Origin of the sequence: Pseudomonas fluorescens (assembly GCF_018614775.1) — a bacterium.
Classification (GTDB): Bacteria; Pseudomonadota; Gammaproteobacteria; order Pseudomonadales; family Pseudomonadaceae; genus Aquipseudomonas; species Aquipseudomonas fluorescens_BY.
This window is the reverse complement of record NZ_JAGGOF010000059.1, coordinates 1-7,234: the sequence shown is the minus strand read 5'-3', so window position 1 is coordinate 7,234 and position 7,234 is coordinate 1. Positions and strand designations below refer to the sequence as shown.

4 protein-coding genes are annotated in these 7,234 nt (G+C 60.9%); 1 reads left to right on the top strand and 3 read right to left on the bottom strand.

Annotation, left to right across the window (positions count from 1 at the left end; translation table 11 throughout):
- Positions 1-30: 30 nt before the first annotated feature.
- The 3 genes from J7E36_RS16380 to J7E36_RS16370 are packed head-to-tail and all read right to left on the bottom strand — an operon-like array spanning position 31 to position 4,930.
- The gene (locus tag J7E36_RS16380; RefSeq protein WP_215004741.1) at positions 31-1,398 is read right to left on the bottom strand and encodes an HlyD family type I secretion periplasmic adaptor subunit; all 1,368 of its coding nucleotides are present in this window, start codon (positions 1,396-1,398) and stop codon (positions 31-33) included.
- Positions 1,388-3,544 (bottom strand): type I secretion system permease/ATPase, encoded by a 2,157-nt coding sequence (locus J7E36_RS16375; RefSeq protein WP_215004738.1) that lies wholly within the window; start codon positions 3,542-3,544, stop codon positions 1,388-1,390. Before J7E36_RS16375 ends, J7E36_RS16380 begins: the two co-directional genes overlap by 11 nt.
- Positions 3,545-3,580: 36 nt before the next feature.
- A complete protein-coding gene (locus J7E36_RS16370) occupies positions 3,581-4,930 on the bottom strand; it encodes a TolC family outer membrane protein (protein WP_215004735.1) in 1,350 nt (449 codons plus the stop codon).
- Between the two features lie 358 nt (positions 4,931-5,288).
- Here J7E36_RS16370 and J7E36_RS16365 point away from each other — a divergent pair.
- A partial coding sequence (locus J7E36_RS16365) for a retention module-containing protein (protein WP_215004732.1) occupies positions 5,289-7,234 on the top strand: 1,946 nt, incomplete at its 3' end.

The following is a 7,234-nucleotide window of genomic DNA, read 5'->3' as shown; positions in this document are numbered from 1 at the left end:
CGCGGAGCGGGGGAACGATCAACCAGGGTGTTACCGCTCGTGCATCGCCTCGGCGCGGGCCTTGATGATGGGCTTGAGCAGGTAGCTGAGCACGGTTTTCTTGCCCGTGATGATGTCCACCGAGGCCACCATGCCGGGGATGATCAGCAGTGGCTTTTCATCGGTGCCCAGATGGCTGCGCTCAGTGCGCAGCTTGATGATGTAGTAGGTGGTTTTCTTGTCTTCGTCGGTGATGGTGTCGGCACCGATCTGTTCCAGCTTGGCTTTCAGCCCGCCGTAGATGGTGTAGTCGTACGCGGTGAATTTCACCGTGGCGTCCTGGCCGGGGTGCAGGAAGGCGATGTCCTGGGGACGGATTTTCGCTTCCACCAGAATGGTGTCGTCCAACGGCACAATTTCCACCAGGTCGCTGCCAGGCTGGATCACCCCGCCGATGGTGTTCACCAACAACTTGTTGACGATACCGCGCACGGGTGAAGTGACCAGAGTGCGGCTCACTCGATCTTCCAGGGCCTTGCCGGTGGCTTGGGCCTTGTTCAGGTCGGTACGCGCCTCGTTGAGCTGGGTCAGGGCTTCGCTGCGGAATTTGCCGCGCGTCTCATCGATCTTGCGCTGCACTTCCTTGATGGCCGATTCGGCACGAGGGATTGCCAGGGTGGTTGCGTCCAACTGCCCACGGGTTTCGACTTCAGCACGCTTGAGCCGCAGCACTTCCACCGGCGATACCGCGCCCTGGGCAACCAGCGGTTCGGACATGTTGATTTCCTGGCGTTGCAGCGCCAGGCCGGAGCGGTACTGCGCCTGCTTGGAAGCGAATTCGCGCAGCTCCTGCTGGCGTTGAATCAGCTGTTCCTGCAAGCCACCGACTTCATCGTGCAATTGCTGACGGCGGCTGATGTACAGCGATTCTTCGCTGGCCGCCTGGCCGGGCACAGCCTTGAGCACATCGGCCGGGAAATTCAGTGGCCGGTCATCGACCTCGGCACTCAAGCGCTCGACCCGCAACAGCATGGACAGGCGATCCGCCTCGGTTTCTCCCACGTTGGAGACAAACCGCGTGTCGTCCAGGCGAATCAGCGGCGCACCGGCCTCTACGATCTGCCCTTCCTTGACGAACAACTCGGCGACGATTCCGCCCTCCAGGTTCTGGATTTTCTGGATCTTGGACGACGGAATCGCCTTGCCGTCGCCCTTGGTCACTTCGTCGAGCACGGCGAAGTTGGCCCACACCATCAGGAATACGAAAAAGCCGATGATCCCCCAGATCGTCAGGCGCACCACCCGCGGGGCGTCTTCGATCAGAGCCTTGTTGACCTCTGGCAGCGGCTGACCGTGCAGCGAGGCCGAGCCCTTGAAATAACGCCCGACAGCCTCCTTGAAACCCGACTTAAGCAACACTGATCTGCCCCTTCTTCAACGCTTCCATCACCACGGCTTTCGGGCCATCGGCCAGGATCTGCCCGCGGTCGATCACCAACAGGCGGTCCACCAACGACAGCAAGGACGCCCGGTGCGTCACCAGCAACACGGTCTTGTTTTCCACCACGGCGGTCAGGCGCTGTTTCAAGCGCTCTTCACCGGTGTTGTCCATGGCGCTGGTGGGTTCGTCCAACAGCAATATGGGCGGGTTGAGCAGCAATGCGCGGGCCAGGGCGACGTTCTGGCGCTGCCCACCGGACAGGTTCTGCCCGCGCTCACCGACTTGCAGTTCATAGCCTTGCGGATGCAGGCGCGCAAACTCGTGCACACCCGCCAGTTCCGCAGCCTGCAGCACCAGTTCGTCTTCCACGTAGCGGGCGCCGGAGGTCAGGTTGTCGCGCAGGGTGCCGGCCAGCAGTTGGATGTCCTGGGGCACGTAGCCGACGTTGTAGCGCAGCTCGCTGACGTCGATCTGGCGGATGTCCACGCCGTCCACCAATAAAGCACCATCGTCGGGCTGGTACAGCCCCACCAGCAACTTCGCCAGTGAGCTCTTGCCCGAGCCGCTGCGACCGATGATGCCGATCTTCTCGCCCGGCTTGATCACCAGGTTGATGTTCTTCAGCGCCGGGTTCTGCTGGTTCGGGTAGGTGAAACTCAATTGACGGCATTCGATGGCGCCCTGCAGGACCTTGCGGCTCAGCGGACGCTCTTCGAAATTGCGCTCCTGGGGCAGCTCCATCATCTGGTCGACCGACTTCATGGTCACCCGCGCCTGCTGGTAGCGGGTCAGCAGGCCCGACAGCGACGCCAATGGACTGAGGGCGCGACCACTGAGCATGTAGCAGGCAATCAGCCCGCCCATGCTCAGGTTGCCGGCGATGATTTGGTAGACGCCGAAGATGATCATGATCACGCCGGCCAGTTGCTGGATCAGCAAGGTGATATTCATCGCCAGGCCAGACAGCATCTTCACGCGCAGCTCAAGGCGGCTGAGGGTGCCGATGGTCTGCTCCCACTGGTACTGACGCTCGCTCTCGGCGTTGTTGACCTTGACCGCATCCAGGCCGGCCAGGGTTTCGATCAGGCTGGATTGACGCTCGGCCCCCAGAGCCATGGTCCGTTCCATGGTCGCCACCAGCGGCTTCTGCAAGGCGTAGCCGATCAACAGGGCAATCGGGAACGCCAGCACTGGAATCCACACCAGATGGCCGCCCAGGATCGCAATGACCGTGAAGATCAGCAGGGTGAACGGCAGGTCGATCAGGCTGGTCAGGGTCAGCGAAGCCAGGAAGTCGCGCAGGCTCTGGAATTCATGAATGTTCTGGGCAAAGCTGCCGACCCGCGCCGGACGGTACTTCATGGCCATGCCGACAATGCGCTCGAACAGCGTGGCCGAGATGATCAGGTCGGTTTTCTTGCCGGCCAGATCCAGGCACAAGCTGCGCAACATCTTCAGGATCAGGTCGAACAGGTAGGCGCCCGTGATGCCGATGGCCAACACCCACAAAGTCGATTCGGCCTGGTTCGGCACCACGCGGTCGTAGACGTTCATCACGAACAGCGGCGCGGCCATGGCGATGATATTGATCAGCAGGCTCGCGGCGATTGCGTCGGCGTACAGCCAGCGAGACCGCTTGAGGGTGTCACGAAACCACGAGCGCGCCCGCGGAATGAGGGTGCCGTGGTTGACGTCAAATTTATGTTGCGGCTGGGCGAAGAAAACCTTGCCGCTGTAGTCGTCAGCCAGCAACTCGCGGCTGATGGTCACCTCGCCGCCATCGCTTTCGCTGAGCAGCAACCGCGCCTGATCGTCACCGACCCAGCCCAGCAGCACGGCACTGCGCCCATCCTTGAGCAACAACAGCGCCGGCATGGCAATGGTCGGAATCTGCTCAAGCTTGCGCTGCAGCACCCGCCCTTGCAGACCGGCACGGGCTGCCGCACGCGACAATAATTCGACGCTCAGCCGCTGCTTGGGCAACGGCAGGCCGGTGGTGAGCATCGCCGCGCTGGCCGGCTTCTGATGCAGCATGCAGAGCGCCAGCAGACCGTCCAGCAACGGGTCGTCGTGCAGCGTGCGTGGATCATGGATGAGTTCGACTCGACTGACTTCTGATTCCACGCTCGGCACTCTTGCTGATCAAACTGAAGGGAAAGCTCAATTCATCCCAGGCAACTGAACCTTGGGTTTCACGTCGTTCTGCACAACCGATGCCAACGGCGCGACAACGCCTTGGCTTTTAAGCAACTGTCCGGTGGTTGCCTTGATCCGGTACTGAGTGAACAACTGCACGTTCTTGATTTCTGCCAGGCGTCGAGAGGCGGTGAACAGCTCGTTTTCACTGTCGAGCAAATCGAGCAGGGTCCGCTCGCCAAGGCTGAACTGCCGCTGGTAAGCGGTGCGCACACTGGTGCTGTGATCCACGTATTGCTGGGCGATCGGCACCTGGGCATTGGCGTTGTTCATCGCGTTCCAGGCCAGACCCAGTTCTTCGTTCAACTGACGCAGGGCATTGTTGCGGATGTCCAGGGCCTGGTTGGACAGGTACGACTTGGATTCCAGGTCGGCCTTGTTGCTGCCGCCGGCATACAGGTTGAAACGCATGCGCAGCATGGCTTGCCACTCATTGTTGTGACCGTTCTGGCCGTCCAGGTCGTTGTCGGCGGTGCGGCCCAGCTCGGCGTCAAAGCGTGGATAGAAGCTCGACTTGGCGGCTGCGTACTGTTGCTCGGTGGCGACGATGTCGGCCTCGGCCGAACGCAGTACCGGGCTGTTTTCCAGCATCTGGTTGCGGGCTTCGTTCAAGTTGGCCGGCATCAGCGCCATAAAATCGGCGGGACGCTCCAGTTGATCGGGCAGTTGACCCACGGCGCTGAGGTAGTTGGTCTCGGCGTCGGCCAGGTTGGTCTGTTCAGTGATCAGGTTGTTGCGCGCCTGAGCCATGCGCGCTTCGGCCTGGTCCAGGTCGGCGCCACTGCCTACACCGCGACTGGTGCGCAGCTTGATCTGGTCGAAGATGCGTTCGTGGCTCTTGAGATTCTCTTCAGCCAAGCGCACGAACTCGCGACGGGTCAGCACATCCAGGTAAACCTGGGCCACGGTCAGGCCAGTGCGCTCGGACGTGTCCAGCAACGAATAGGCGCGAGCATTGACGGTGGCTTGTTGACGGCCCACTTCGCTGGACGTCGCAAAACCGTCAAAAACCATTTGCGACAGGCGCAGGCTCGACTCGCTGCGGTTCAGGGTTTCCCATCGATGATCGCCGCCCGATCGGGTGGTGACGCTGTCGGTGCCTTCGCGACCGTACCCGGCTGCAAGGTCGACCCTGGGCAGGTAGCCGCCTTTAGCCGCCTTGAGTTGGTAATCCGCAGCAAGACGACTGTTAACGCCAGCCTGAATTTCCGGATGAACGTCCAGCGCTTGTTGCATGGCCTGCGGCAAGGTTTGTGCTTGTACGAAACTGGCGGCGAGGGCGAAGGGTAAAGCCTTGAGCAGAAGCGAACGCATGGGGAGATTCTTCCTGAAACTCTTGTCGTGGATCACAGCGAAATTGGCGCTGCATCGAGATGATGGCGACCGCAAAGACCGTATGTCGGAAAGTTCGAAACAGAAACCGAATTATGCAACGGGTTAACGAGTCGCCGCTTAAATATCAATGTGACATTATCGAAGCGATTGTTTAGGATGCCCACCAGAAGGTCAATAGTTTGGCACAAACAAATAGTTCAAAAAAATATAGCCAATACATTGACAGCTAAAAGCGTCAAAACATTTCATCAATACACCAAGCACGTCCAGACCGCTGCCGCCTGAGAGCTGCGGGTCTATGGAAGTCTACTGAGCGTGGCACCCGGAGAAGTCTTCAATGAGCAGTGTTATTGCCGTTGTCAAAAGCATTGTTGGTCAGGTTTTCGTCGTATCCCCCGAGGGCATTCGACGTGTGCTCATTGAAGGTGATCGCCTGTACACAGGCGACCAGTTGGACACCGGCCCTGCCGGCTCCGTCACATTGGACCTGGCCGATGGCCGCACGCTCGACCTGGGCCGCGACACCCAGTGGAGCGCCAATGCCCCGGACTCTTCCACTGACCTCGCGGCGGCCACTGCCCAGGCCGCACCGTCGGTAGAAGAGCTGCAGCAAGCCATCGCCGCCGGCGCCGACCCGACGACCGCCATGGAAGCCACCGCCGCCGGCGCGACTGCCGCGGGTACGGGCGGTGCCGCCGGTGGAGGCCACACCTTCGTGGCGCTGGATGCTACTGCTGGCAGCGTCGATCCCACCATCGGCTTTCCAACTGAAGGCTTGAGCGCGGCCGCCGCCACCACCACCGACCTCACCGGCCTTGACACCAATGCCAACACCACGGCCAACGCGGTGCTCAGCTCGACGCTGACCCTGAGCGCCACCCCGACCCTGACCGAGGCCGGTGGCGTGCTGGTCTACACCGCGACCGTCACCCAGGCGCCCCAGACCGCCCTGACCGTGACCCTGTCCAACGGCTCCGTGATCGTCATTCCTGCCGGACAGACTACCGGCACCGTCAACGTCCCACTGGCACCGAACGACACGGTCTACAACGACCCGACCCAGATCAGCGTGACCGTCACCGGCACTACCGGCGGTACCGGCATTGCCGTGACCTTGCCCACCACGCCGGCCGTGACCCAGATCACCGACACCCTCGACACCACCAACGTCACCCTGAGCGCAGGCAACACGGTGACCGAAGGCGGCCAGATCACTTACACCGCGACCCTGACCAACCCGGCTCAAACCCCGGTGACCGTGACCTTGAGCAATGGCTCGGTCATCACCATCGCTGCCGGCCAGACGACTGGCACAGTCGCCGTCGATACGCCGGTCAATGATGTCTACAACAACGGCAGTACTGTCAGCACCACTATCACCGGCGCCACCGGCGGCAACTTCGAAAACCTGGTGCCAAGCACCACGCCTGCTGTTACTACGATTACCGATTCGGCTGACACCACCGGCCTGACGCTGAGCGCTAGCAACACCATTACCGAAGGCGGCCAGATTACTTATACCGCTACATTGACCAACGCCGCGCAGACGCCGGTAACCGTGACGTTGAGCAACGGCTCGGTCATTACCATCGCTGCGGGCCAGACCACCGGCACGGTCGCTGTCGATACGCCTGCCAATGATGTCTACAACAATGGCAGCACGGTCAGCACCACTATTACCGGCGCGACCGGTGGTAACTTCGAAAACCTGGTGCCCAGCACCACGCCTGCCGTCACTACGATCACCGACTCGGTCGATACCACTGGCTTGACCTTAAGTGCTAGCGACAGCATCACTGAAGGCGGTTCGATTACCTACACCGCGACCCTGACCAACGCCGCGCAGACGCCAGTAACCGTGACTCTAAGTAACGGCTCGGTTATTACCATTGCAGCCGGCCAGACCACCGGCACGGTAAATGTCGAAACTCCAGCTAACGACGTTTACAACAATGGCAGCACTGTCAGCACCACCATTACCGGTGCGAGCGGGGGCAACTTCGAGAATCTGGTACCGAGCACAACGCCTGCCGTCACTACGATCACCGACTCGGTCGATACCACTGGCTTGACCTTAAGTGCTAGCGACAGCATCACTGAAGGCGGTTCGATTACCTACACCGCGACCCTGACCAATGCAGCTCAGACGCCTGTAACCGTGACCTTGAGCAACGGCTCGGTCATTACCATTGCCGCTGGCCAGACCACCGGCACAGTAAATGTCGAGACGCCAGCTAACGACGTTTACAACAATGGCAGCACGGTCAGCACCACCATTACCGG

What these genes read in the sequence shown, in the direction of transcription:
- J7E36_RS16370 (WP_215004735.1), bottom strand. Translation starts at nt 4,930, where the DNA reads ATGCGTTCGCTTCTGCTCAAGGCTTTACCCTTCGCCCTCGCCGCCAGT.